The 25,108-nt window shown below is 56.3% G+C and carries 21 protein-coding genes and 1 tRNA gene; 8 read left to right on the top strand and 14 right to left on the bottom strand.

Annotation, left to right across the window (positions count from 1 at the left end; all coding sequences use genetic code 11):
• The first annotated feature begins 3 nt into the window (after positions 1–3).
• From glpK to I3V23_09060, 3 genes are read left to right on the top strand one after another with little or no spacing between them, the layout of a single operon-like run.
• Positions 4–1,482, top strand: coding sequence for a glycerol kinase GlpK (gene glpK / locus I3V23_09070; GenBank protein QPI84735.1), 1,479 nt, complete (start codon positions 4–6; stop codon positions 1,480–1,482).
• A gap of 2 nt (positions 1,483–1,484) precedes the next feature.
• The gene (locus tag I3V23_09065; GenBank protein ID QPI84734.1) at positions 1,485–2,492 is read left to right on the top strand and encodes a class 1 fructose-bisphosphatase; all 1,008 of its coding nucleotides are present in this window, start codon (positions 1,485–1,487) and stop codon (positions 2,490–2,492) included.
• A 15-nt stretch (positions 2,493–2,507) separates the two neighbouring features.
• The gene (locus I3V23_09060; GenBank protein ID QPI84733.1) at positions 2,508–3,575 is read left to right on the top strand and encodes a fructose-bisphosphate aldolase class II; all 1,068 of its coding nucleotides are present in this window, start codon (positions 2,508–2,510) and stop codon (positions 3,573–3,575) included.
• A 287-nt stretch (positions 3,576–3,862) separates the two neighbouring features.
• On the opposite strand, the gene I3V23_09055 is transcribed toward I3V23_09060, so the two are convergent.
• Positions 3,863–3,949 (bottom strand) — tRNA-Leu (locus tag I3V23_09055).
• A 196-nt stretch (positions 3,950–4,145) separates the two neighbouring features.
• Between I3V23_09055 and I3V23_09050 the strand changes: the two genes are divergently transcribed.
• Positions 4,146–5,126: a complex I NDUFA9 subunit family protein gene (locus I3V23_09050; protein ID QPI84732.1), complete on the top strand. Its 981-nt coding sequence runs from the start codon at positions 4,146–4,148 to the stop codon at positions 5,124–5,126.
• 3 nt (positions 5,127–5,129) lie between these two features.
• Here the strand turns inward: I3V23_09050 and I3V23_09045 are convergent, their stop codons facing one another.
• Positions 5,130–5,933, bottom strand: a complete 804-nt coding sequence (locus tag I3V23_09045) for an undecaprenyl-diphosphate phosphatase (GenBank protein QPI84731.1) — start codon at positions 5,931–5,933, stop codon at positions 5,130–5,132.
• Positions 5,934–6,147: 214 nt separating this feature from the next.
• Here I3V23_09045 and I3V23_09040 point away from each other — a divergent pair, with 214 nt between their 5' ends.
• Genes I3V23_09040 through gltB form a run of 3 tightly spaced genes read left to right on the top strand, consistent with a single transcriptional unit; the run spans position 6,148 to position 12,892 of the window.
• A complete protein-coding gene (locus I3V23_09040) occupies positions 6,148–7,581 on the top strand; it encodes an NAD(P)-dependent oxidoreductase (GenBank protein ID QPI84730.1) in 1,434 nt (477 codons plus the stop codon).
• 6 nt (positions 7,582–7,587) lie between these two features.
• The gene (locus I3V23_09035; protein QPI84729.1) at positions 7,588–8,295 is read left to right on the top strand and encodes a hypothetical protein; all 708 of its coding nucleotides are present in this window, start codon (positions 7,588–7,590) and stop codon (positions 8,293–8,295) included.
• A gap of 58 nt (positions 8,296–8,353) precedes the next feature.
• Positions 8,354–12,892: a glutamate synthase large subunit gene (gene gltB / locus I3V23_09030; protein QPI84728.1), complete on the top strand. Its 4,539-nt coding sequence runs from the start codon at positions 8,354–8,356 to the stop codon at positions 12,890–12,892.
• A gap of 42 nt (positions 12,893–12,934) precedes the next feature.
• Here the strand turns inward: gltB and serB are convergent, their stop codons facing one another.
• Positions 12,935–13,810 (bottom strand): phosphoserine phosphatase SerB, encoded by an 876-nt coding sequence (serB, locus tag I3V23_09025; GenBank protein QPI84727.1) that lies wholly within the window; start codon positions 13,808–13,810, stop codon positions 12,935–12,937.
• A 150-nt stretch (positions 13,811–13,960) separates the two neighbouring features.
• On the opposite strand from serB, the gene I3V23_09020 reads away from it, so the two are divergent.
• A complete protein-coding gene (locus tag I3V23_09020; GenBank protein ID QPI84726.1) occupies positions 13,961–15,466 on the top strand; it encodes an alpha/beta fold hydrolase in 1,506 nt (501 codons plus the stop codon).
• On the opposite strand, the gene I3V23_09015 is transcribed toward I3V23_09020, so the two are convergent.
• From I3V23_09015 to I3V23_08965, 11 genes are all read right to left on the bottom strand, one after another.
• Positions 15,463–16,539: an iron ABC transporter permease gene (locus tag I3V23_09015; GenBank protein QPI84725.1), complete on the bottom strand. Its 1,077-nt coding sequence runs from the start codon at positions 16,537–16,539 to the stop codon at positions 15,463–15,465. The genes I3V23_09020 and I3V23_09015 overlap by 4 nt on opposite strands.
• The gene (locus I3V23_09010) at positions 16,529–18,964 is read right to left on the bottom strand and encodes an ABC transporter permease (GenBank protein QPI86773.1); all 2,436 of its coding nucleotides are present in this window, start codon (positions 18,962–18,964) and stop codon (positions 16,529–16,531) included. The genes I3V23_09015 and I3V23_09010 overlap by 11 nt, the downstream gene beginning before the upstream one ends.
• A gap of 11 nt (positions 18,965–18,975) precedes the next feature.
• Complete coding sequence (locus tag I3V23_09005) at positions 18,976–19,644, bottom strand: ABC transporter ATP-binding protein (protein QPI84724.1); 669 nt, start codon at positions 19,642–19,644, stop codon at positions 18,976–18,978.
• Between the two features lie 64 nt (positions 19,645–19,708).
• Complete coding sequence (locus tag I3V23_09000; protein ID QPI84723.1) at positions 19,709–20,461, bottom strand: TonB family protein; 753 nt, start codon at positions 20,459–20,461, stop codon at positions 19,709–19,711.
• On the bottom strand, positions 20,458–20,883 hold the full coding sequence (locus tag I3V23_08995; GenBank protein ID QPI84722.1) for a biopolymer transporter ExbD: 426 nt from the start codon (positions 20,881–20,883) through the stop codon (positions 20,458–20,460). The genes I3V23_09000 and I3V23_08995 overlap by 4 nt, the downstream gene beginning before the upstream one ends.
• A complete protein-coding gene (locus I3V23_08990) occupies positions 20,880–21,287 on the bottom strand; it encodes a biopolymer transporter ExbD (protein ID QPI84721.1) in 408 nt (135 codons plus the stop codon). The genes I3V23_08995 and I3V23_08990 overlap by 4 nt, the downstream gene beginning before the upstream one ends.
• On the bottom strand, positions 21,284–21,898 hold the full coding sequence (locus tag I3V23_08985) for a MotA/TolQ/ExbB proton channel family protein (protein ID QPI84720.1): 615 nt from the start codon (positions 21,896–21,898) through the stop codon (positions 21,284–21,286). Before I3V23_08985 ends, I3V23_08990 begins: the two co-directional genes overlap by 4 nt.
• Complete coding sequence (locus I3V23_08980; GenBank protein ID QPI84719.1) at positions 21,895–22,566, bottom strand: adenosylcobinamide amidohydrolase; 672 nt, start codon at positions 22,564–22,566, stop codon at positions 21,895–21,897. Before I3V23_08980 ends, I3V23_08985 begins: the two co-directional genes overlap by 4 nt.
• Positions 22,563–23,327 (bottom strand): ABC transporter ATP-binding protein, encoded by a 765-nt coding sequence (locus I3V23_08975; protein QPI84718.1) that lies wholly within the window; start codon positions 23,325–23,327, stop codon positions 22,563–22,565. The genes I3V23_08980 and I3V23_08975 overlap by 4 nt, the downstream gene beginning before the upstream one ends.
• Entirely contained in the window at positions 23,324–24,322 is a 999-nt protein-coding gene (locus I3V23_08970) for an iron ABC transporter permease (GenBank protein QPI84717.1), read from the bottom strand. Before I3V23_08970 ends, I3V23_08975 begins: the two co-directional genes overlap by 4 nt.
• Entirely contained in the window at positions 24,319–25,098 is a 780-nt protein-coding gene (locus tag I3V23_08965) for an ABC transporter substrate-binding protein (protein ID QPI84716.1), read from the bottom strand. The genes I3V23_08970 and I3V23_08965 overlap by 4 nt, the downstream gene beginning before the upstream one ends.
• Positions 25,099–25,108: the final 10 nt, after the last annotated feature.

The raw sequence follows: 25,108 nt of genomic DNA, 5'->3' as shown, positions 1-25,108 counted from the left end.
GTTATGACCCATATTCTGGCCATTGATCAGGGCACTACATCAACACGGGCTATTGTCTTTGACAGAGATATGAAGGCCATCGCCTCTGCCCAGGAAGAGTTCCCACAGCATTTTCCAAACAGCGGCTGGGTCGAGCATGATCCGGCGGATCTCTGGGCGACCACCGCGGCCACCTGCCGCGCGGCAATCGAGAAATCTGGCCGTGCCGAGATTGCCGCTATTGGCATTACGAACCAGCGGGAAACCACGTTGGTCTGGGACCGCAAGACCGGAAAACCAATCCAAAACGCTATTGTTTGGCAGGACCGACGCACCTCTGCGCTATGTCAAGCGCTCAAGGCAGACGGGTTCGAAGACACCGTTACCGACCGTACTGGACTGTTGCTAGACCCCTATTTCAGCGGCACAAAACTGGCCTGGATATTGGACAACGTGGATGGTGCTCGCGCCCGTGCCGAGGCTGGGGAGCTCGTCTTCGGCACGGTGGACACGTGGCTAGTCTGGAACTTGACTGGTGGGGAACAGCACGTAACCGACGCCACAAATGCCGCACGCACAATGCTCTATGACATTCGCAAAGGGCGCTGGTCGCAAACCATTTGCGAACGACTGAACATCCCCATGTCTATGTTGCCTGAAGTGCGCGACTGCGCAGCTGATTTTGGTGAGACGCGGCCTGACCTTTTTGGTCACCCAATCCCAATACTTGGAATCGCGGGTGACCAACAGGCAGCAACAGTGGGGCAAGCCTGTTTCCAACCAGGGATGCTGAAATCCACCTATGGGACTGGCTGTTTCGCTCTGATCAATACAGGCGATGCGCCGGTGCGTTCACAAAACCGGCTTCTCACTACCATCGCTTATCAGCTCGAAGGAAAGCCCACCTATGCGCTGGAAGGCTCGATCTTTATTGCGGGCGCCGTAGTGCAATGGTTGCGTGACGGGCTAAAGATTATCCGCGACGCCAAAGAAACTCAACCACTGGCTAAAGCTGCCGATGATGCGCAGAGTGTGGTACTAGTACCAGCCTTTACTGGGCTGGGCGCACCTTATTGGAATGCCGAATGCCGCGGCGCGGTGTTTGGATTGACCCGCGGCTCTGGCCCAGAAGAGTTCGCCCGCGCCGCGCTTGAAAGCGTAGGTTATCAGACCCGCGATCTGCTGGCAGCAATGCATTCTGATATGGGCGGGCCAGGGGGCGCAGTCCTGCGCGTGGACGGCGGCATGAGCGCATCCGACTACACCATGCAGTTCCTTTCGGATATCATTGACGCCCGTGTGGACCGGCCCAAAGTGCTTGAAACCACCGCCCTTGGGGCAGCCTGGCTGGCGGGCAGCCGTGCGGGTCTTTACCCTGACATGGATGGCTTTGCCGCAACCTGGGCTTTGGAGCGGAGTTTCGAGCCTTCGATGGCGGGAGAGGACCGCGATCGAAAATACAAGGCATGGCAACGGGCCGTAACTGCAACGATGAGCTTCTAAGGATGACTCAACCAATCACTTTGCGCCGTTTTCTGACCGACCACGCTGGATCCCACAGTTTAGATACTGATCTTATTTTGCTGATCGAGGACATCGCGTCGGCCTGCCGTAGTATCGGCAACCGATTGCGTAACGCGGCGTTCGAAGGCAATCACGGTCTAGCCGGGGACACAAATGTGCAGGGCGAAGATCAGAAGAAACTCGACGTGATCGCAGATGAGGTCTTTGCCTCGATCTGCGAAACCTCCCCCCGGCTTGCTGCACTGGTCAGTGAAGAGCGGGAGGATGCGATCTGGCTAAAGGATCCGGAAGCAGGCGATTATCTATTGTTTTATGACCCATTAGACGGATCTTCCAATATTGACGTCAACCTGTCTGTCGGCTCAATCTTTTCGATCTGCACTGCCAAGGTGGATGGCGACCGTGACATTCTAAAGCCTGGGCACACGCAGCATTGTTCGGGCTACGCAATTTATGGGCCTACTACGATGTTGGTTCTGACCTTGGGTAGCGGCGTGCACGGGTTTTCTTGTGAATATGGGACCGGGGATTTCTGGCTAACTCATCCGCAGATGACGATTCCGGAAGAGACCGCGGAATTTGCAATAAACGCGTCACGTTATCGCTTTTGGGATAGGGCGGTGCGGCGCTATGTGGATGAATGCCTGGCAGGTAGCACGGGCCCACGTGGACGCGATTTCAATATGCGCTGGACTGCCTCTATGGTGGCTGAAGTGCACCGCATCCTAATTCGTGGCGGTGTCTTTCTCTACCCGGCCGATGACGACAATCGCACAGCTGGCGGTAAGTTGCGCTTACTCTACGAGGCTAGCCCGATGGCGCTTCTGATAGAGCAGGCTGGTGGTGCTGCCTCGGACGGTGCAATCCGAATCCTCGACATCCAACCAACGGGTCATCATCAGCGCGTTCCGGTCATCCTTGGTTCTGCAAACGAGGTGGAACAAATTGTTAAGTATCATAAAGCAGCTGCCGGTTCAGCCGCGTTCTGAATAAAGGATATTTTCATGGCTCTAGTATCCCTCCGTCAGCTGCTCGATCACGCAGCAGAAAATGATTATGCGCTACCCGCGTTCAACGTAAATAATATGGAACAGATGTTGGCGATTATGGCCGCAGCGGATGCGTGCCAAAGCCCTGTTATTATGCAGGCTAGCCGGGGCGCCCGTGCCTTTGCCAATGATATAGTCCTGTCACATCTGATCCGCGCGGCTATCGAGCTATATCCGCACATTCCGATTTGTATGCATCAGGATCATGGCAATTCGCCTGCAACCTGTCTCTCAGCTATCACTAATGGGTTTTCCTCTGTGATGATGGATGGCTCGCTAAAAGCGGATGGCAAAACACCGACTACGTTTGAAGAAAATGTTGCGGTGACGGCTAGGGTGGTTGAGATGGCCCATCTAGTGGGTGTTTCAGTTGAGGGGGAAATTGGCCATCTTGGGTCGCTTGAAACACTGCAGGGCGAGGCTGAGGACGGACACGGGTTCGACGGGGCTTTGTCGCGTGAACAGCTCTTGACAGACCCGGATGAAGCTGCCGAGTTCGTGCGGCTAACCGGTGTTGATGCACTGGCCGTGGCTATCGGTACGTCGCACGGAGCCTACAAGTTCACTCGCAAGCCCGATGGAGAGATTCTTGCCATCGATCGACTGCGTGAGATCCATACTCGCCTGCCGGACACGCATCTGGTGATGCATGGTTCGTCTTCGGTGCCACATGAATTGCAGGAGAAGATTAACGCCTATGGTGGCGAGATTGCACCGACATGGGGCGTACCCGTTGAAGAGATCATCCAGGGCATCCGCTACGGTGTGCGCAAGGTCAATGTAGATACTGACCTACGGCTAGCGTTAACCGGCGCGATACGTAAGGTCTTTGCTGAACATCCCGGTGAATTCGATCCACGCAAATACCTTGCCCCCGGGATAGAAGCCATGTCCGCCGTGTGTCGAGATCGCTTCGAGCAATTTGGAAGCGCGGGGCATGCGACTCGAATAAAATCCATTGCCCTGCCCGAAATGGCCGCGCGTTATGCCTGCCAGGTCACTGAGGGTCACGCCGCTGCATGATAGCCCATGCACTGACCGCCCTGCACCGCATGATGTTCAGTCATGATCCTTTATAAGGATAACGCGAGATCTCGCCGGTGTCGAAGCTTGGAAAGGTTGAGCTTACGTTAAGCCCATCGAATTGTTTTGCAATGCTCGTCAAGTTCCAGAGGTAACGCGTGCACGTGTAGGGACAAATGCGCAGCCACGCGCGCGTGGAACGCGCAATAAAAAGATGGATAAAAGGGTGGATATATTGGTTTATTACACCATAAACGATTGATTTTATTGTACTTATAATCGTTTTTTGGTGCCCAGGAGAGGACTCGAACCTCCACGTCCATACAGACACTAGCACCTGAAGCTAGCGCGTCTACCAATTCCGCCACCTGGGCCAGTGTCGTGAGGCTGTCTGTTATATATCGGCATGGGTGCTGTCAACGGCTGTTGCATGGCTGTGGCGGATTTGGATGGGGTGATATGGATTGCGCGCATGTGACGCTTGAGCGTGATATAATTGCGCCTTGTTTCGCTTGGGTTTGCCGCGTATCAATCGCGCAAATCCAGACCAGACGACCGAAAGGCAGAACGATGTCCAAGCTTGTGACAATTTTTGGCGGCTCAGGTTTTGTGGGGCGCTACATCGCAAGACGTATGGCTAAGGAAGGTTGGCGCGTGCGTGTTGCCGTGCGCCGCCCTAATGAAGCAGGTTTTGTGCGCCCTTATGGTGTGGTTGGTCAGGTCGAGCCTGTCTTGGCCAATATCCGCGATGATGCTTCGGTGCGTGCCGCGATCAAAGGGGCCGATGCGGTTGTGAATTGCGTGGGTATTCTCGTTGAATCAGGGAAAAACAAGTTTGATGCCGTTCAGGCCGAAGGGGCTGCACGCATTGCGCGGATTGCGAAAGAGGAGCGCGCCGCGCGGCTTGTCCATGTGTCCGCTATCGGTGCGGATGCAGACAGCGATAGCCTTTACGCGCAATCCAAAGCCCAAGGTGAAGCAGGCGTTAAGGCGGCTTTCCCAAAGGCGGTGATCTTGCGGCCTTCGATTGTGTTTGGGCCTGAAGATCAGTTTTTTAACCGCTTTGCCGCCATGGCGCGGCTGTCGCCTTTCGTGCCTTTGATGGGGGCGGGCAGCAAATTTCAGCCTGTCTATGTGGATGATGTGGCCCAAGCGGCTGTGACCGCCATTCTTGATGATCGGTTTAGTGGAATTTACGAATTGGGCGGGCCAGAACAGCTGAGCTTCCGCGCGTTGATTGAGAAGATGCTCAAGGTGATTGTCCGCCGCCGTGTGATCTTGAGTGTCCCAAGCCTTGCTGCGGCGCCTTTAGCCTTTGGCCTTGATATGGCGCAGGCGGTGACATTTGGCCTTTTCACCAATGGTGTCCTCACCCGTGATCAGCTGCGTCAGCTCAAGCGGGATAATGTCGTGTCGCCGAAGGCAAAAACCTTGGCAGATTTTGGCATTACACCGACTGCGCTTGATACGGTTTTGCCAGAATATTTGTGGCCTTATCGCGATGGCGGCCAATATGCAGCAATCCGCGATAGTGCATCTAAGCTGCGATAAGCCCTAGCTATACGCGGTCACCAACAGCACCACGCCCAAGATCACCCGATAGATCACATAGGGCGTGTAGCTGATGGTTTTCAAAAGGCGCATCATCACAGACAGGGCCAAAAGTGCCGCGACAAAGGCGAACCCTGCGGCGATGGCACCATCGCGTGCGGCGGCCATGTCTGCGGTTCCAATGACCTCAAGCCCCAATAGTGCGCCTGATGCGATGATCACTGGAATTGACATGAGCATCGACAACCGCGCCGCATCTTCGCGCCCGTATCCTAGTTTTCGTGCGGCAGTGATGGTAATCCCTGAGCGCGATGTGCCGGGGATCAGTGCAAGAATTTGCGCACACCCCATAACCAGCGCATCTTTTAGCGTCCATGCCGTGGCAGGCTTCGTTTCTGTGCCTGTGCGGTCTGCCCAATAAAGCACAATTCCGAATCCAAGCATCGTCCACCCGATGACCGCCGTTGAGCGCAGCAGGTCAGAGAGGCCTGTAAGCTTGAACACCAATCCTGCCACAACCACGGGCACTGTGGATATGATGAGGCACAGCGCGAGAAACGCGCCGCGTGTGTCAATCTGGCCGCGCAGGAGGCGGAAAAATCCAAACAGCGCCTCTTTTACATCGGCCCAGAAATACAAGATCACGGCGCCCAAGGTGCCGACATGCACGGCGACATCAATCACCTGACCTTGGTCGGCATGATTCATCAGCGCGGGCAATAGAATCAGGTGACCAGAGGAGGATATCGGCAGAAATTCCGTGATCCCTTGGATGGTAGCGAGAATAAAAAGATAAAACAGGCTCATGAGTTCTATGTCCCAATAAAAACGAGTCTTCTCTAAAGACTTGAATTAATGTGATATTTTTTGAAATAGGTAATGGTACGATACCTATTTTCGTAAATCAAAGTTGCAAATTGGCCGCCAGAAATGAAAACAGCATTATATAGGTCAGTATTGCTGTCTTTTATGTGGTGCGCTTTCGGAATATGAGAAGCACGTTGAAGATGGGAGAAGTTCCGTGGCTAAGCAACCGATGTTAAAATTTGTCTCCGTGGCTAAAGAAACGCCCGAGAAGAGATCCGCCGAAGAACGCCGTGCGGATTTTCGCGAGATCTATGCCGAGTATGCCGAGCAAAAAGCCGCGGAGCAAGCAGGCCGTTGCAGCCAATGTGGCGTGCCCTATTGCCAGTCGCATTGCCCGCTTCACAACAATATTCCCGACTGGCTCCGCCTGACTGCCGAAGGGCGCTTACGCGAGGCCTATGAGATCAGCCAAGCCACAAACACTTTCCCTGAAATCTGTGGGCGTATCTGCCCGCAAGATCGCCTGTGCGAAGGCAATTGTGTAATCGAACAATCTGGGCATGGCACCGTCACCATCGGCTCGGTCGAGAAATACATCACCGATACCGCATGGGATGAAGGTTGGGTGATGCCCATTGCCCCCACAACCGAGCGGGCAGAATCCGTGGGCATCATTGGCGCAGGGCCAGGCGGTTTGGCTGCCGCAGATCGTCTGCGCCGCGCGGGGCTTCAGGTGACAGTCTATGATCGTTATGACCGCGCAGGCGGGCTTTTGACCTACGGGATTCCAGGGTTCAAATTGGAAAAGCCCGTGGTGATGCGCCGCAATGAGCTTTTGGAAAAAGGCGGGGTCAAGTTCGAGTTGAACACTGATATTGGCCGCGACATCACCTTTGAGGCGCTGCGCGAAAAGCACGACTTCATCGTGATCGCGACAGGCGTCTATAAATCGCGCGACTTGGACGTTGCGGGGCATGAGGCTTCGGGGATCGTCAAAGCATTGGATTATCTTACCGCGTCCAACCGCAAAAGCTTTGGCGACGCTGTGCCTGATTTTGACACTGGCGCATTGAATGCCGAAGGCAAAAAAGTTGTCGTAATCGGCGGTGGTGATACTGCGATGGACTGTGTGCGCAGCGCGATTCGTCAGGGTGCGACCTCTGTGAAATGCCTGTATCGCCGTGACCGCGCGAATATGCCTGGCAGTCAACGCGAAGTTCAGAACGCCGAAGAAGAGGGCGTGGAATTTGTCTGGTTGTCCGCGCCAAAAGGTTTTGTTGGCAACCCTGTAACAGGTGTCGAGGTTCAGAAAATGCGCCTCGGCGCGCCTGATGCGACAGGCCGTCAAAGCCCCGAGGTGATTGAGGGTGCCGATTATGTTGAGGACGCGGATTTGGTGATCATGGCCTTGGGCTTTGAGCCAGAAGATCTGCCCACGCTTTGGAATTGCGCGGATTTGCCTGTCACCCGTTGGGGGACAGTAAAGACCGATTTCCGTAGCCATGAAACGGCATTGGAAAACGTCTATGCCGTTGGCGATATTGCGCGCGGGGCGAGCCTTGTTGTTTGGGCGATCCGTGATGGTCGTGAAGCAGCGGATGCGATCCTCGCAAAAGTTGCAGGCCACGGCGTGATAGCGGCTGAGTGATCCGATATGGCCCGTCTTGCGCATAGCATCGCACGTCACTTGACCCTTCTCGCATCGGCGGGCGGGGTCATTGGTGTTGCGGCGATGGCGCAAGCGGCGCAAATCACACCGCCCGCCGGGTGCGAAGCCTTCCTCACGGTTCAAAGCCGCGGATGCATGGTCTCGCATTATTGGACCTGTGAAGGTGATGCTGCGGGCGAGCATTGGCGCCTCAGCCTAGATGTCGATGGGCCCATGTCATTATCCCATACGGATCGAGAGTTTCGGTGGCTTGAATCGCTTGATCTTCGCACGGGCCTTCGGTCGCGCTTGGTCCAACCTGAAATTGACCCCGCAAGCCTTAGCGAATTGCTTGAGACAGGGCGGGACAGTTTCACCTTTTCGCTGTCTGTCTCAGAAGGGGACGCGCCCTTTACCCGCGATTACAGCGGTTTTGACGCTCTTACGGGCGACACAGTTGAGATTGACGGTGAGGTTTTGGCACGCACGGAATTTGCCTATACCGAAACCACGCCAGACGGCGCACGCAGCACTGTGGGCAACCAATATGTAAGCCCCTCTTTGCGGATGTTCTTTGGCGGCACCGAGACGCTGACCCTGCCCAGCGGGGAAGAAATCTCCTATGACGCAAGCCCCGTTGATTTTGCCCGTCCCAATGAGGCGGGATTTCTGAATGCACTGCCGCTTTATGATTGCGGTGATGTTTTATCCTAGGGCCTCGGCCCGTTTCGCGCATCCCGAAGATGCCCCTTCCGAAAGAAAGGTATGAGTGATGACCAAGTTTGATGCCGAATGGGTGGCTGCAGAAGAGGCCAAGCGCGCGTTTATGGCCGAGCATGGTATGTATTCCCTTGAGGAGGAACATTCCTCTTGTGGTGTGGGTTTGGTCGTTGCTGTCGATGGCAAACCTTCACGCCGCGTGGTGGAAAACGGGATCAACGCGCTTAAGGCCGTTTGGCATCGCGGCGCTGTGGACGCGGATGGAAAGACAGGCGATGGCGCAGGCATCCATGTGCAAATCCCTGTGCAGTTTTTCTATGATCAAATTCGCCGCACAGGCCATGAGCCTGCCTCTGACAAATTGATTGCAGTCGGTCAGGTGTTCTTGCCGCGTTCGGATTTTGGTGCGCAAGAGCGGTGCCGCACGATTGTCGAAACCGAAGTTTTGCGGATGGGGCACTATATTTACGGCTGGCGTCATGTGCCTGTTGATACCGCTTGCCTTGGTGAAAAGGCCAATGCAACGCGGCCCGAGATTGAGCAAATCTTGATCCGGAACGAAAAGGGCATCGATCACGAACAATTCGAGCGCGAGCTTTATGTCATCCGCCGCCGTATTGAAAAAGCTGCTGCGGCCGCAGGCGTGGGGCAACTGTATCTGTGCTCTCTTTCCTGCCGTTCCATCATCTACAAAGGTATGATGTTGGCGGAACAGGTGTCGGAATTCTATCCCGACCTTCAGGATGAGCGGTTTGAATCCGCCTTCGCGATTTACCACCAGCGGTATTCAACCAACACATTCCCACAATGGTGGTTGGCGCAGCCATTCCGCATGTTGGCCCATAATGGCGAAATCAACACGCTCAAGGGTAATGTGAACTGGATGAAGAGCCATGAGATTCGCATGGCATCCACCTATTTCGGGGATATGGCCGAAGATATTAAGCCGATCATCCCGCAAGGGTCGTCTGACTCTGCCGCTTTGGACGCTGTGTTCGAGGTTTTGGTGCGCGCAGGTCGCAACGCGCCAATGGCAAAAACCATGCTCGTTCCCGAGGCTTGGAGCCAAACTGCCAGCGAATTGCCGCAGGCATGGCAGGATATGTATTCCTATTGCAATTCGGTGATGGAGCCATGGGATGGCCCCGCCGCCCTTGCGATGACCGATGGACGTTGGGTTTGTGCGGGTCTTGACCGAAACGGTCTGCGTCCAATGCGCTATGTGGTGACGGGCGATGGGATGCTGATTGCGGGTTCCGAGGCGGGCATGGTGCCTGTTGATGAGGCGCGCGTGATCGAAAAAGGCGCGCTTGGGCCTGGTCAGATGATTGCGGTAGATATGGAAACGCAAAAGCTATTCCACGATACCGAGATCAAGGATGCTTTGGCTGCGGCGCGCCCGTTTGGCGACTGGGTCGGCAAGATCACGGATTTGGCCAAGGAAACCGAAGGGCTTACAGAAACGGCGATTTTCTCAGGCGAAGATCTGCGCCGCCGTCAGGTGGCTGCGGGCTACACGATTGAGGAATTGGAACATATCCTTGCACCAATGGCCGAAGATGGCAAAGAGGCCTTGGCCTCTATGGGCGATGATACGCCAAGCGCGGTTTTGTCGAAGAAATATCGTCCCTTGAGCCACTTCTTCCGCCAGAATTTCAGTCAGGTGACGAACCCCCCGATTGACAGTTTGCGCGAATATCGGGTGATGAGCCTTAAGACGCGCTTCGGCAACCTGAAGAATGTGTTGGACGAAGATAGCAGCCAGACAGAGATTTTGGTTCTCGACAGTCCTTTCGTGGGCAATGCGCAATTTGACGCGATGGTAAAGCATTTTGGCGATGCCGTGGTGACGATTGACGCGACCTTTGCTGCGGGTGCGGATAAAAATGGCTTGCGTGATGGGCTAGAGCGCATTCGCCAAGAGGCCGAGGATGCAGTGCGTTCGGGTGCAGCGCATATCGTGCTGACCGACCGGTTCCAAAGCGCAGACAAAGTCGCGATGCCAATGATCTTGGCGACAAGCGCGGTGCATTCGTGGCTGACGCGCAAGGGCTTGCGCACATTCTGCTCGCTCAACATCCGATCAGCGGAATGCATTGACCCGCATTATTTTGCGGTTCTGGTGGGCTGTGGGGCAACCACAGTGAACGCCTATTTGGCCGAGGATTCGCTAGCAGATCGCATTGAGCGCGGTCTGTTGGAGGGCACTTTGACCGAAGCGGTCGCACGCTATCGCAACGCGATTGACCAAGGCTTGTTGAAAATCATGGCCAAAATGGGGATTTCGGTGATCTCCTCATATCGTGGTGGTTTGAACTTCGAGGCTGTGGGTCTGAGCCGCGCCATGGTTGCGGAATATTTCCCCGGCATGACGAGCCGCATTTCGGGCATTGGCGTTTCGGGTCTTCAGAAAAAATGTGAAGAAGTCCACGCGCTTGGTTGGTTGCAGGGCGATGGAATCCTTCCAATTGGCGGTTTCTATAAATCCCGCCGTTCGGGGGAAACCCACGCTTGGGAAGCGCAGTCGATGCATATGATGCAGATGGCATGCAACAAAGCCTCGTTTGAATTGTGGAAACAATATTCCGCCAAGATGCGCGCCAACCCGCCCATTCATTTGCGCGACTTGTTGGACATTAAGCCTTTGGGTCAGCCTATCGCGATCGAAGAAGTGGAATCCATCACTTCAATCCGCAAGCGCTTTGTCACGCCAGGCATGAGCCTTGGGGCGCTTAGCCCCGAGGCCCATAAGACGCTCAACGTGGCGATGAATCGCATTGGCGCGAAATCCGATAGTGGTGAAGGCGGTGAAGATCCCGCACATTTCACACCAGAGCCCAATGGCGACAACCCAAGCGCCAAGATCAAACAGGTCGCATCGGGCCGCTTTGGCGTTACTGCGGAATATCTGAACCATTGCGAGGAGTTGGAAATCAAGGTCGCACAAGGCGCCAAGCCGGGTGAAGGCGGTCAGTTGCCTGGTATGAAGGTGACAGATTTGATTGCGCGCCTTCGTCACTCGACCAAGGGTGTGACGTTGATCTCGCCGCCGCCGCATCACGATATCTATTCCATCGAAGATTTGGCGCAGCTGATCTATGACCTCAAGCAGATCAACCCCCGCGCTAAAGTCACCGTGAAATTGGTGGCCTCATCGGGCGTTGGCACGATTGCGGCGGGTGTCGCCAAGGCAAAGGCGGATGTCATCCTAATCTCGGGCCACAATGGTGGCACGGGTGCAAGCCCCGCGACCTCGATCAAATATGCGGGTCTGCCATGGGAGATGGGCCTGACCGAGGCGCATCAGGTCTTGTCGATGAACAACCTGCGCGATCGAATCACCTTGCGCACCGATGGTGGCCTGCGCACAGGTCGTGACATTGTCATGGCAGCCATGATGGGGGCCGAGGAATATGGTATCGGCACGGCTGCGTTGATTGCCATGGGATGTATCATGGTGCGCCAGTGCCAGTCGAACACATGCCCCGTGGGCGTTTGCACGCAAGACGAAAGCCTGCGCGCAAAATTCACAGGCAACGCAGATAAGGTTGTCAATCTGATCACCTTCTACGCGCAAGAAGTGCGCGAGATTCTGGCAGAGATTGGCGCGCGCAGTCTTGATGACGTCATTGGCCGCGCCGATTTGTTGACACAGGTCAGCCGTGGTTCGGCACATTTGGATGATCTTGATCTTAACCCCATGCTGATCACAGTCGATGGGGCGGATAAGATTGTTTATGATCGCAATAAGCCGCGCAACTCTGTGCCTGACACGTTGGACGCACAGATCGTGGCGGATGCCGCGCGCTTTTTGCAAGATGGCGAAAAGATGCAATTGTCTTACGCTGTGCAGAACACGCTACGCACCATTGGCACGCGGACATCTAGCCACATCGTGCAGAAATTCGGGATGCGCAACAGCCTTCAACCAAATCACCTGACGGTGAAATTGGAGGGTTCGGCAGGGCAGTCCTTAGGGGCCTTTGCCGCGCCTGGATTGAAGCTTGAGGTGTCGGGTGATGCCAATGACTATGTGGGTAAGGGCCTGTCAGGTGGCACGATTGTCGTGAAACCCGCTCAAGTCAGCCCTCTGAAGGCCTCTGAAAACGTCATCATCGGCAACACTGTTCTTTATGGCGCCACCGATGGCTATCTCTTTGCAGCGGGTCGCGCGGGTGAGCGCTTTGCGGTGCGTAACTCAGGCGCCAAAGTCGTGGTCGAGGGCTGTGGCTCGAACGGGTGTGAATATATGACGGGCGGCGTTGCCGTGATCCTTGGGTCAATTGGGGCCAATTTTGGCGCGGGTATGACGGGCGGTATGGCCTATCTCTATGACCCAAGCGGTGAGGCTTTGATCAATATGAACCTTGAGACATTGGTGACTTGCCCCGTCACAGTCGCACATTGGGAAGAGCAGTTGCGTGATCTGATCACCCGCCATCATGCGGAAACGGCCTCGCAGAAAGCAGATATGATCCTCAAGAATTGGGAGAGTGAGAAGGCAAACTTCTTGCAGGTTTGCCCCAAGGAAATGCTCAATAAGCTGCCCCATCCGATCAGCCTTGAAGCGGCGGCTGTGCCTGCTGAATAAACCAAAAAACCGCGCGCAAAGAGATTTGCGCGCGGTTTTACTTTAGGCCTTGATAAAATCTGTTGCGGCGTAGCCTTGCATGTAAAGAAGCGCCGTTAGATCACCGTGATTGATCCGATGCTTGGCTTGCGCTTGCACTGTAGGTTTCGCGTGTAATGCGACCCCCGCCCCTGCAAGTTGCAGCATCCTCAAATCATTTGCGCCATCGCCGACCGCCAAGACATCGGCAGGGGTAATCCCAAGCCGTGCTGTGATGTCATTCAAGGCCTCCACTTTGGCCTCGCGTCCCAAGATTGGGTCAGTCACCTTGCCTGTCAGCTGACCGCCTTCGGCGCAAAGCGTGTTTGCGCGGTGTTCGTCAAACCCAAGCCTATCTGCAATGGCCGCCGTGAAGGCCGTAAACCCTCCAGATACAAGCGCGGCATAGGCCCCATTTGCCTTCATAGTAGCCAAAAGAACGGGGCCGCCCGGCATAAGGTGAATGCGCTTTTCCAAAACATGGCTGATCACCGCGACATCGAGGTCCTTGAGCAGGCTCACACGTTCGCGAAGCGCGCCTTCGAAATCCAATTCGCCATTCATCGCGCGGGCGGTAATCTGGGCCACGCGCGGGCCAACACCCGCCTCGGCGGCCAATTCATCAATGCATTCTTGACGGATCATGGTCGAATCCATATCCGCCAGCAGCATTTTCTTGCGCCGCCCCTCTTGGGGTTGCAAAACCATATCCACACCTTCGGCCTGAAGGCTGGCCCAGATGTCTTCGAAATTGGTGGGCGCTTGCGGAATGGTGAATTCTGCCGCTGTGTTTGGGTTCAGCCACACAGCATCACCGCCGCCCAATGCATTGCGGAGGCTTGCCACCAATTCTGGTTCCAAATGGATTGCGGGATTGGTGATTAATGTGACAACAAACATGGCTTTGTCCCTTTGGGGATATGGCGAAAGTCCATTGATCCTATAGGAAATGTCCTTGGTCTTGGCCAGTCAACAATCACTTTGGGTGCGCAAGCGGCAATTTTGCGTTAGCTTGGGCCAAAGATTGGCTTGGTAAGGGGCAGACTTGGCATGATCCGCGCTGTGATTGGCCTGATACTGGGCGCGCTTCTCGCATTGAGCGCCGTGATCGTCCTCGAGCGGGATCGCGCAGATATCGTGCAGCAGCAGATGCTATGGGGTGACACCCCAGTGACATGGATGCAGCGCCCTGCATCCACGGGGCCGGTCATTATAATTGCGCATGGTTTTGCAGGGTCACGCCAACTGATGCAGGCCTACCAAATATCTTTGGCCAAAGCGGGTTATGTGACCTTTAGCTTCGATTTTGAGGGGCATGGTCGCAATCGCCAACCGATGCGCGGCGATGTCACCGCGATAGATGGCACAACCCGTTATTTGATGCAGGAACTGGCCCGCGTCACGGATCGCGCCATTGACGCGGTCGGGCAGGCAAACGGGCTGGCCTATTTGGGCCATTCGATGGCCAGTGATATCATCATCCGCCAAGCGATAGAGGATCCGCGTGTTGCGACCACCGCTGCATTATCGGTCTTTTCCTTGGCGATTACGCCTGACGAGCCGCGCTCGCTCCTGATGATCAATGGTCAATGGGAGGCAGGATTACGCGCGGCTGCGCAATCAGTGATGCAACAAATCGGCGCAAGCGAAGGTGATCGCATTCGCGATGTGACAGGTTTTGCCCGCGCGGCCCTTGTTGCGCCGATGACCGAGCATGTCGGCATTCTCTATTCTCGCGCGGCCATTGCCGAGGTGATTGCGTGGTATGATGCAGAATTTGGCATCACCCGCGCAAGCCCGCCCTCTATCGCACCCTATGGCGCAATAATTTTGAGCGGGTTTGCGGGGATTGTGATGGCCCTCGGCGGGCTTGCGACATTGGGATTTAGCGGCAAACCAAGGCGGGTTTTGCCAATTGCGCCGCGCGCCTTTTGGTTGGCCGCGCTTCTGCCCGCGCTGATAACGCCTGTGGTTTTACGGGGGGCATCTCTGCCATTTTTGCCTGTCATTCTTGCCGATTACCTCGCGCTGCACCTTGCCCTTTATGGGGGGCTTGCGATTGCGATTTTGCTGATCACAGGTCATGGTTCGGTGATTTTTCCAACGCCGCGCCGGGTTTTGCGCAGCCTGTGGATTGGGATCGGGTTTGGCGCTGTCGCACTTGGTCTTATGGGTCTTTATCTTGATCGCTATGTCGGCAGTTTTTGGGCAGGGGGCGCACGCCTGCTGCCATTTGTGATGATTTTAATCGGCGCATTGCCCGCGATGATTGCGGATGCGGCGCTGATTTCCGCCGCCCGCGCGCCGATATGGAAACGGATTTTGGTGCGTTTTGCCTTTTTGGCATCGCTTGGCCTTGCGGTCGCATTGGATTTTGATCGGATGTTGTTTTTGATCCTGATCTTGCCTGTGATCCTATTGTTTTATGCCAGTTTTGGCTTTGTCTATGGCCGATTGGGGCGGGGACAGGCGGCAGTTCTTGGCATGGGTTTGGCGCTTGGGCTGTCTTTGGCTTGGGCGCTGGCAGCCAGCTTCCCGCTGTTTCAGGCGGGTTAATACCCCGTCATCTCCAAATATCCGCGCCCTAAATGGCTGCCTGTGCTAAAAATCGGCCCTTCCCAATAGGGGATTGTGCCGCCCATCCATGCATCGGGATTGAGCGCGTTCGTGCGGATATCTAGACCCTGTTCTGGCAGGCTGATGTGCCACCCGACAGGCAAAACCCGCCCTGCCACCTCATGTGTCACAATAGGCGTCATGCGGAGTGCGCCATCACCATAAGCGGTGGGTTGGCCATTTGCCGAGATCCATGTGGCCGAGGTAAATCGGGTTTCATCGCGGCTGCGCAATGAGAAACCCATGAGCTTTTCACCCGTTTCAAAATGAAGCGACACCCAATCCCATCCCGCTTGATCCGCCGCCAATGGTTGCGATGACCATTCGCGATCAAGCCATGCTTGTCCTGACACTTGCCGTGCCCCATCGGGCAAGGTGATGGTTCCGCTGACCTGATAAAATGGTTGGGAGTAGTAATAGCTTGCCTGACCTTCATTCGATTTCACCGAAAACCCATTCACCCCGTGGCGCACGAGCGGGCCATGAGCCGTGAGGGTGAGGTCATATGCGAATGTATCGCCGCGCGCGCTGACAATGATCTGGTCAAGTGCATCTGTCTCTGATGCAGTGTTTAGAGACTGTAACCCCCAATCATCAATCCAGACCTCAAGCAGATTTTCGGTTAGTAAAGCCCCCGCTTGGCCTGTGCCACCACGGGCATAGCGTTCGCTGTGGTAATGCTGATCAGGCAGGGTAACAGCGGCATGGCCGAGCCAGATTTGCCCGTCTTCCCAGGCATTGCTTTGGCCATCAGCGGGGCGGGTTGCATTGCGAAACACAGTCCATTGCGCCCCAAGCGGGTTTCCTGCGGCATCGGTTAGATTGGCGGTCAGATACCACCACTCGATTCGATAATCGGGGTGGGCCGTGTGATCCTGGGGAAATGTGATCGGTCGGTTCGGATCGACCGCCGCATATCCTTCGGCGCTGAGGCCAAGCCCCGCGAAACCCTGAGCATGGGCGACAGGGGCAATCCATATAAAAACCAATGCAAGTAGCGACCTAGCGTTCATGGGCGAATAGTCCAAGCAATCGATGGGGTGAGAGACGCGCCAATTGCCATGCGGGCCATAGGGCGGCAATCGCCGCAGCCGCTGCCGCCAAAACGCATAGTTTGATCAGATCCGCAGGAAAGATTTGCAGTGGCAGGCGCCATCCAAAGGCCTCAACATTGATGATGGCCAAAAGGTAATGTGCCAAAGCAAGACCCAAAGGCAGCGCGAAAATGGCGCAGAAGCTGGCAAAGGCGATAACCCGCAAAAATTCGGCCCAGGCAAGGTTCCGCCGCCGCTGTCCCGCAGCCCAGATCGGGGCTATTTGCGCAAGACGCATTTCAGACAGGGTCAAGAGGCTCGTGAACATGGCGAACCCTGCCACCCCAAGGGTCAGCGCATTCAGCGCGTAGGTCACTTGAAAAGTTTGTTCAAACACCCGCAGCGAGATGTCTTTCACCGCCGCTTGATTGATCATGGATTGCGGAGAGAGGCCTGTAGCCTCTGTGATGTCAGCCGCTAAATCTGTGACCGTTGCAGGATCAGTGCGCAGCGCAAAGCGCAAAGGCGGGGATTCGGGGAAGAGCGTCTTAAACAGATCAAGTCCAATGATCGCCTGCCCCTCGGGGTTTCCATAATCTGAATAAATCCCAAGGATTGGCAGGGTGAGGCTTGGGGTTACATTAAAATCTTGACCCAGTTCCAACCTTTCGCGGCGGGCGAGTTGTTCGTTGATCATAACAGCTTGACCTTCGGCCATCTGTGACCACGCGTCAGGCAGGGCCTCGAGAAATGGCCAGTGATCCCGATATGTGGCGTGATCCACCAGCCCATGCAATTCGGCGGGCAATCCACCAAATCGCGTGTCTACTAGGGCGAAGGGCAAAATCGCGTCAACACGCGGTGTAAGATAGTCGGTGACACGCGCCGCTTGTTCGGGGGAAGCGGTGGTCAAATACAGCTCGGACGCAAGCCGTTGATCCAACCAGCCTGTAAAGGTTGCTCGAAACGAGCCAACCATGGTGGATACGCCAATATTCGTTGAAAGCGCCAATAAAAGCGCCATCAAAGATAGGGATAAGGCAGGCAAAGACAGACGCATATCAGCTAAGGCCCAGTGCATAAACGGGGCCCTGACCCGTGTTGCGATGCCCGCCAAAAGCACCGATAGGCCAAAGGGCAAAACCAATGCGCCCCCCAATAAGAGCGCAGCCAAACCGATAAAACCCATCATCAGGCCGCTGCCAAAGATCACAACAAGGCCAGACAGGGCCAAAAGGCCTAGGCCTAAAAGGGCTTGGATAAGGCGTAAGGCGGCACTGGTTTGCGCCCATGAATTCGGTGTCGCTGATCGCAAGATCGGCAAGCGCGCCACCCGCCAAAGCGCAGATGCCCCCGCAATCGCGGCCCCGATCACGGACATGGCTAGGGCAGCAACGGCCCACATCGGATCAAATTGTAACACTGCGCCGATATCGGCGCCGTATAGCCCCCGAAGGCTTGCGGAAACCTCTGGCAAAAGAGTTGCGGCCAAACCATATCCTAAACCAAGACCAAGGATGCCTGAAACAAGTGCGAAAATCCCAATTTCCGCAGCCAAAAGCACAATCAACCCACCCAATGGCACGCCAAGCGCGCGCAAGGCCCGCAGGCTTGTGCGGCGTTGCTCAAAGGCCAGACCAATGGTGGCGTGGGTGATGAACAAACCCACGGCAAAGGCAAGAAAGCCAAAGGCCGTTAGGTTGAGATGAAAGCTATCTGTCAGCCGTGCCAGATCATTGCTGGTTTCTGCCTGCTGAAGGATCAAGTCACCGCGTGAGGCAAGCCAAGTGTCAATCGGCGCAAGTCCAAAAGGCTGGGGTGCTGAGACAATTAACGCGGTTGGCCCTATCTCACCCACAAGCTGTGCGATTGTTGCGATGTCGCCGATGACCAAGCCCGTTGCGAGCGTGTCATCATAGCTGGCATTGGCCAAGATTGTGCGCGCGTGTTCGGTCAAATCAGGGGGCAGGCCGCGGGATGCCGTGTCTGATGTCATCAACACCTGACCGCCCAGAAGAATATCCGTCACGGGGATGCTGCCAGATTGCAGCCGTTCGGGAAGTGCTGCGACTGGCAAGGTTAGAGGGTCAATCCCAAGCACACGTAAGGCATTCGGGCCAGAGCCAAGCCGTGCCTCAAGAAGCGGTGAAACAAGATAGCCCGCGCGGCGCAATTCGGAAAAGATCGCTTGATCCATAGCGCGGCCATCTTGGCGCAAGATGCGGTCAAATTGATCTTGTCCCAATAAATTCGCGGCGCGGGCATAGCTTGCGCGCGCTTCAGCGTTGAGGGCCTGAACCCCCGACCACAGTGCCGTTGCCAGTGCAAGCCCCGCAATCAGCGCAAAAACCTGCAAAGGATGTCTGCGCCAATGGCCCAAAAGTGCCGATAGGGTGGTCAGGATCAAGGCGCGGTTCATGGATCGAATGCCTGCAACTGCCCGCGTGAGAGATGTCGGCGCGTCTCGCAGGCGGCGGCAATGCGCGCCGAATGGGTGACCATCAAAAGACCCGCCCCGCTTTCCGCGATCAGTCGTAAAAAAAGTGACAGCACCGCTTGGCCATTTTCTTCGTCAAGGTTTCCCGTGGGCTCATCCGCAAGGATAAGGTCAGGGCGCAGTGCCAAGGCACGGCCAACGGCAACGCGCTGTTGTTGTCCGCCTGAAATCTCCTCTGGATAGCGCGCCAAAAGCGTCTCTAAGCCTAGGTTTTGTGACAGATGCGCGATCCAATCGCGATCATATCGACCCGCGAGCCGCGCTTGAAAGGAAAGGTTGTCACCAATGGTCAAAGCGGGGATCAGGTTGAACTGTTGAAAGACCAGACCAATCGACTGACGCCGAATGGCGGCCAAGCCCCCATCATCCAATTTCGTAATATCTTGGCCCTTGATCAGAATTTCGCCGTGATCGGGCCGTTCTAGACCTGCCACCAAGTGAAGCAGGGTAGACTTTCCCGCCCCGCTTTCCCCCGTCAATGCAAGGCTCTGGCCTGCGCCCAGTTGTAAGGACAGGTCGTTTAAGACAGTGACCCGACCTTCACCGCTCTCAAAGGATTTTGAGACATTGCGCAGTTCTAATAGCATAATTCACCCGTGAGCTGTCGTGACAAAACATAGGCCGTTTTGCCCCGTTGCACAGCGCGGCGGGCTAGCGCAGGCGCAAGGGCAGATCGAAATTAAATCGTGCGGCGCTAATCCCATCTGGGGCGGGTGGATATGGGCTTGCCTCTGCCACAAAAGCCAAGAGGGCTGTGTCCAAATCAGCTTGGCCCGTGCCCGCTAGAATTCGAACATCATGAAGGCGGCCATCGGCATCAATCACAAGCCGCAAGGTTGCCGCGCCGCGCCCGCGTGGGCGGCTAGGGCTGCGTTCTAATTGACGTAAAATTCCGCTGCCCCAATGGGACATCAAGCGCATGATCACATCCTGATCTTCGCTGTTTGTGGCGGCGGTTGTGGTGGTTGGCGCGGCCTCGGCCCCACCGCTTGCGCGTGTTGCAGGGCGCGGTGCGGGGGCGGTGGGCGTTGGCGCGTTTGGAACCTCAGGTTCCAGCGCGGGTGCCGCCTCTTGCAGTTGCGGTGCCAATTCAGGACGGCGTTCGGTTAGGTTTGGCGGTGCAAGCGGTGCAATTTCTGGGCGCATGGGCGCAAGTGGGGCAGCCATCGGTGGAACGTCTGGTATGACTTGGCTGTGTTCGGGCGGCCGTGACCATTGATCAACAAGGGCCGCCAAATCTTGCGGGGCCGCGGAAAGCGACAGTTGCGCATGCCCGTGATCGCCTGCTGCTTCATCCCCGACCATGTTTTGCGGCGCCCCTGCGCCAATCCAAGTGGCAGCACCCAGATGCAGCCCAAGCGATAGGGTAAGAAACCCAAATATTTGCGCGCCAAGTCGGATCATGGGGCACCCCCTGCGCGGGTGATGAGGTCGACACGCCCCACACCAATCGCGGAAAAATCCGCCAAAGCGCGCGCCAGATCTTGGGCGGGTAAGGTGGCATCCAGCGCAAGTTTCAGGGTAAATTCAGTCTCTGCATCCCGTAACAGAGCCGATTGAAGTTCCGCCAACACTGCCTCGCGGCCCTGTTCGGCACCGTAGTGCCACAAACCATCCGCCGCGATATACAGCACCGCATCACGCGCGGGATCTGACGCTTCGGCTAAGGGTGACACGGGCAGGGTCAGTTCCACAGGCGGCTTAGCGCGTAAGGTTGCGCTGGTGAGAAAGAAGATCAAAAGCAAAAAGACGACATTGATCATCGGCACCATATCAAGATCGGCCAAGTGTCGTCTGCTGCGGCTTTGTGGGGGGATAAGTCTCATTCAATCACCGCAAGATTGTCTAAACCGCCCGCCCGCAACGCGGCCATCAAGGATAACAACTGTTGAACTGTTGCACCCGCCTCAGGACGCAGAATGATTTTTTGTGCGGCTTCTGATCCATCTTCTTGGATCAGGTTGTGCAATGCGGGGATGAGATCAGCGGCATCTATGACCTGCCCATTGAGCATTAGATGATCGGCCCCGAGTGTAACCAAACGCGGTGGGCCTTCATAAATCACGGTGGTGCTTGCGTTGGGCGTGGCGGGACGCATAGATACGGTGCTGTCGCGGCCCATTTGTGCGGCGAGCATGAAAAAAATCAACAACAGGAACACCACATCAATCATCGGCGCAAGGCTAGCCTTGCGTCTGCCGATGCGGGGTTGGTGAAAGTCTAACCTCATGCCGCGGGGCCTTTGATTGCAAAAATACGCGTGGCTATATCTTCAAAGCTGTGGCGCATTTTGTCATGGATGGTGTCGAACCATGTCAGGCACATCGCAACTGGGATCGCCACGGCCATGCCTGCGGCGGTGGTTAAAAGGGCGGCCCAAATCCCCCCTGCAAGCGTGGCAGGGTCGGCATTCCCGCCCTCAAGCTGAAGGGCTTGGAACGCGTCAATCATGCCCAAAACCGTGCCCAACAGGCCCAATAGTGGCGCAATCGTCACAACCAGTTCCAAGGCACGCAACCCTGCGCTGATCTCTTGAAGCCGCGCGCGGGCGATGCGGGCAATTTCTTCCTTTCGGCTGCTTTCATCCCAGTCGGCGCTTTCGCGCAGGCGGATCGCATCACGGGCAAATTCTGCGCGCATCCCGCTGCGCGCCGCAAGCACGGCGCTGACATCCTCACCTGCGCACCACCGCGAGATTGCCGCATCGGTGTTTTGCCCTGAGCGAAGCGCGCCAAGGCACAAAAGCTGACTGATCTTCCACAGGATGACCGCAAGGCTGATCACAGAAAGCGCTGCAATCAACATAAGGATTGGGCCGCCTTTGAGAAGTAATTCGATCATGCCGTTGCCTCTTCGCTGAGATAGGTGTCGCAGGCTGTCCGCACAGCATCATAAACCACGCGTCCCAATGCGTGACCGATTTCTGTGTGCAGTCCTGCATGGGCGTGGTGCCGATCTTCGCCTTGGACGCAGGCCAAGGTCAGGCAATCCGTGCCTGTTCCTGTGGCAATGACGGGCGCGCCGCTGACCATGACCTCATAGCGCGCCTCCATGACGGCGGCTGTGCGCGCCTCGGCCATGATGGTCAGTGCTTCAATCATCGCGGTTTCGCTTAGGCACTGATTGAGACGGGCAGCAATGTTGATCGTGCCATACTCTTCAGGGCAGGCAAGGCGGCGGTGGCCGATGCGTTCGGCATTTGAAAGGCCAAGGGTCACCAATGCCTCTACTTTTGTCTGACCAACCACTGCCGTGTCAAAATGGTGAAAGCGGATATCACGCGAAGTTAGCATCGCAATTGCCTGATCCGCGTGGTCAAGTCTCTCATTAACTTGGCCCTCCAACCACGAGATCACATCAAAATCGGGCGGCAAATCGGCATTGCGCACCTCGCGCCACGCAATCTGTTGGGCAGAGACGAAACCGCCCCGATAGGGGGCAAAGCTGAGACAGGCATGCGGTTTGCCGAGATCCCAAATCAGCCATGGATGAGTCAGGGTCGCGGTCATTCGACAACCTCCAAGGCTTGGAAGATCAGGCCCTGTTCTGATTGGGTGATATGCGCGGTGATGCCGAAAACGCTGCGAAGATGATCTTCGGTCAACACATCCTCGGGCGGGCCTTCGGCAATTTTTTGGCCGCGATCCATGAGAATCAATCGATCACAAAACCGCGCCGCAAGGCCCAGATCATGCAGCGAGACCAGCGCGGCCTTGCCGCTTTGCGTCAGGCTTTGCAGATGCGCCAGCGTGGCAATCTGGTGACGCGGATCAAGCCCTGCAACGGGTTCATCGGCCATGATCAGCGGGCAGTTTTGTGCAAGTGCCCGCGCCATAAGCACGCGTGCCTGCTCACCGCCTGACAGCGCCGTGGCAGGGCGGGTGGCAAACCCCGTCAAATCCATTGCGGCCAAGGCGTCAGAGACTGCGGCGTGATCTTCGGCCCGTGGGGATTGCCCCGCGCCTAAATGTGGAACGCGGCCCAGCATGACCAAGGTTTCCACTGATACAGGCCATGCAATTTCGCGGGTTTGCGGCAGCCATGCGACAGCACGGGCGCGCGCATTGGCGGGCAATGCGCTCAGCGATGAGTGGCCTTGATGGGGCAAAAGTCCAAGCGCGCCACGCATCAAGGTGGTCTTTCCTGCGCCATTGGGGCCAATCAGGCCAACCAAATCGCCTGCCCGCAATTCAGTGCTGACCTGATCCACAACGGGACATTCCCCGCGATGGACAGTGAAATCCTGCAAGCTGAGACATGATGTGGTCATAGCTCGGCCCGCCTTGTGCGATAGATCAAATGCAGGAAAACGGGTGCGCCGATGATGGCCATGACCACACCCAATTTTAGGTCACGATCAGGTAAGATGATGCGCGCGGCGATATCGGCGGCCAAGACAAGTGCCGCGCCGCCAAGCGCGGATGCGGGCAAAAGCCGTGAGGGGCGTGCGCCCACAAATGGCCTAAGGATATGCGGGACAACAAGACCAACAAATCCAATCGCCCCAACCACGGATGTTGCCGCCCCTGTGCAGGCTGCGACCCCCAAGACCAAAACCCACCGCAAGCGGGTCAGGTTGATGCCCAAAGATGCGGCCGCATCTTCGCCCAAGATCAGCGCATCTAACCCGCGTGACGCGGACAAGATTAATATCCACCCCAACACCATAAAGGGCAGGGCAATGGTGATATGAGAAAAGCTGCGATCTGCCAATGATCCCAACATCCAAAAGACGATTTCAGACGTTGCAAAAGGGTTTGGCGACAGGTTCAACACAAGTGACGTCAGGGCCGCAGCTAACGCGCTGATTGCGATCCCCGCAAGGATAAGGGTAAGTGACCCACCCCGTGGTCCCGCCAAAAGCAGCAGCAGCACCACGGCAACGCCTGCCCCGAACAGGCCAAAAAACGGCAAAGCAAACATCACCTGTGCGGCCAGACCCGTTTGCAAAGTGACCACTGCCCCCAATGCGGCCGAAGAGGATACACCAATCAATCCAGGTTCGGCCAAGGGATTGCGCAGATAGCCCTGCAAGGCCGCCCCTGATAGCCCCAAACTTATCCCAACCATGATCGCAAGTAAGGCGCGCGGCAGGCGGATTTCTTGCATCACAAGGCTGACAGCATCGCCTGTGCCGTCGAAGAGTGCGGCAAGGCTATCGGCAATAGAAAACCCAGCGGGGCCGATCAAGAGCGAGGCTAAAGTCAAAAGCCCCACCATCAGGCCAAGACCTGTGAAAAGCAGTTTTTGCGACACCCCGCTCATCCCTCCATCCTCGCGCGAAGGGCGCGCAAATCTTGGATCGCGCGCAGGACGACAGGGGTGCCACAGACCCAATCCGCATTGGATTGCGTGCGCATCGCGCCAAGATGGGCGAGGGCGGGATGTGACATGACCTCTTCGGAACGGGAGTTGCCTGAATAAAGCTCGGCATGGATGATCAGATCGGGCTGCGCCAATGTTAACAATTCCAGATCAAGCCGCCCTGATCGGCTGCGCCCCATTTCTTCGGCAATGTGACGAAACCCTGCAATCGTGATGATTTCATGGCTGAGCGTGCCTGTGCCAAGGCTATAGCTGTTGGGGTAGTAAAACGCTGCACGCGGGCCAGTCGGGGCCGCGCGCAATCGTGCCAAATCTGCCTCGAATGCATCTGCCAACTCGCCCGCGCGGGCAGTTTGGTGAAGAATTTCCCCCATCTCGCGAATGCGGTCGCTGACCTGATCAAGATTGGAGACAATATCAATCTGCGCTGTGGCAATGCCAAGGCGGCGCAGCATATCCAAGACCACAGGATCGGAATATCGCCCCGCCACAACCAGATCAGGGCGCATGAGGAAGATTTCCTCTGCCTGCCCGTGGTTGATGGGATAGGCCCGCGCCGCCTCTGCCATAGGTGACATATTGGGATCGGTCGCAATATCGGACACCGAGATCAACTGCCCCTCATCGGCAAGCATCATGGCCAGTTGATCGGTACAAAGGTTCATAGACACCACACGCAAAGGTGCGGTTTGGGCATCGGCGGCACTGGTAACCATCAGCGCCGCC

It is taken from the genome of Rhodobacterales bacterium HKCCA1288, from assembly GCA_015693905.1.
Classification (GTDB): domain Bacteria; phylum Pseudomonadota; class Alphaproteobacteria; order Rhodobacterales; family Rhodobacteraceae; genus M30B80.
Note: the sequence above shows the minus strand (reverse complement) of the source record. Positions and strands in the feature narration are given on the sequence as shown.

What these genes read in the sequence shown, in the direction of transcription:
- I3V23_08985 (QPI84720.1), bottom strand. Translation starts at nt 21,898, where the DNA reads ATGATCGAATTACTTCTCAAAGGCGGCCCAATCCTTATGTTGATTGCA.
- I3V23_09000 (QPI84723.1), bottom strand. Translation starts at nt 20,461, where the DNA reads ATGATCCGACTTGGCGCGCAAATATTTGGGTTTCTTACCCTATCGCTT.
- I3V23_09020 (QPI84726.1), top strand. Translation starts at nt 13,961, where the DNA reads ATGATCCGCGCTGTGATTGGCCTGATACTGGGCGCGCTTCTCGCATTG.
- I3V23_08995 (QPI84722.1), bottom strand. Translation starts at nt 20,883, where the DNA reads ATGAGACTTATCCCCCCACAAAGCCGCAGCAGACGACACTTGGCCGAT.
- I3V23_09005 (QPI84724.1), bottom strand. Translation starts at nt 19,644, where the DNA reads ATGCTATTAGAACTGCGCAATGTCTCAAAATCCTTTGAGAGCGGTGAA.
- I3V23_08970 (QPI84717.1), bottom strand. Translation starts at nt 24,322, where the DNA reads ATGAGCGGGGTGTCGCAAAAACTGCTTTTCACAGGTCTTGGCCTGATG.
- I3V23_09015 (QPI84725.1), bottom strand. Translation starts at nt 16,539, where the DNA reads ATGAACGCTAGGTCGCTACTTGCATTGGTTTTTATATGGATTGCCCCT.
- glpK (QPI84735.1), top strand. Translation starts at nt 4, where the DNA reads ATGACCCATATTCTGGCCATTGATCAGGGCACTACATCAACACGGGCT.
- I3V23_09060 (QPI84733.1), top strand. Translation starts at nt 2,508, where the DNA reads ATGGCTCTAGTATCCCTCCGTCAGCTGCTCGATCACGCAGCAGAAAAT.
- I3V23_09035 (QPI84729.1), top strand. Translation starts at nt 7,588, where the DNA reads ATGGCCCGTCTTGCGCATAGCATCGCACGTCACTTGACCCTTCTCGCA.
- I3V23_08990 (QPI84721.1), bottom strand. Translation starts at nt 21,287, where the DNA reads ATGAGGTTAGACTTTCACCAACCCCGCATCGGCAGACGCAAGGCTAGC.
- I3V23_08980 (QPI84719.1), bottom strand. Translation starts at nt 22,566, where the DNA reads ATGACCGCGACCCTGACTCATCCATGGCTGATTTGGGATCTCGGCAAA.
- I3V23_08975 (QPI84718.1), bottom strand. Translation starts at nt 23,327, where the DNA reads ATGACCACATCATGTCTCAGCTTGCAGGATTTCACTGTCCATCGCGGG.
- I3V23_08965 (QPI84716.1), bottom strand. Translation starts at nt 25,098, where the DNA reads ATGGTTACCAGTGCCGCCGATGCCCAAACCGCACCTTTGCGTGTGGTG.
- I3V23_09050 (QPI84732.1), top strand. Translation starts at nt 4,146, where the DNA reads ATGTCCAAGCTTGTGACAATTTTTGGCGGCTCAGGTTTTGTGGGGCGC.
- gltB (QPI84728.1), top strand. Translation starts at nt 8,354, where the DNA reads ATGACCAAGTTTGATGCCGAATGGGTGGCTGCAGAAGAGGCCAAGCGC.
- I3V23_09065 (QPI84734.1), top strand. Translation starts at nt 1,485, where the DNA reads ATGACTCAACCAATCACTTTGCGCCGTTTTCTGACCGACCACGCTGGA.
- serB (QPI84727.1), bottom strand. Translation starts at nt 13,810, where the DNA reads ATGTTTGTTGTCACATTAATCACCAATCCCGCAATCCATTTGGAACCA.
- I3V23_09045 (QPI84731.1), bottom strand. Translation starts at nt 5,933, where the DNA reads ATGAGCCTGTTTTATCTTTTTATTCTCGCTACCATCCAAGGGATCACG.